We start from the raw sequence: 309 nt of genomic DNA on the forward strand, positions 1-309 counted from the left end.
CGCCGTCGCGTACAGGGAAGTCGAGGGTGGTGCGGGGTGGTGGCGCGTGGGTTCGGCGTCGGACTGTGGGCTGTTTCACGAACCCGCACCCGGCTCCAAAAGATCCATGTACTCCACCTACTCATGTACTCCACGTACTCATGCACTCCAGGGGCTCCATGGCGACTGCGCTCCCTCAGCCCTTAGCCTCACCTCATGCCAACGGCCAAGAAGCGCACTCGTAGTTACGACTCCGCCAAGATCCGGGCCGCCGTTCTGGCGCAGTTCGGGAACGTACGCGAAGCCGTCGTCGGCCTTACGGCCGAGCAG

It is taken from the genome of Streptomyces lushanensis, assembly GCF_001700515.1.
GTDB lineage: Bacteria > Actinomycetota > Actinomycetes > Streptomycetales > Streptomycetaceae > Streptomyces > Streptomyces lushanensis.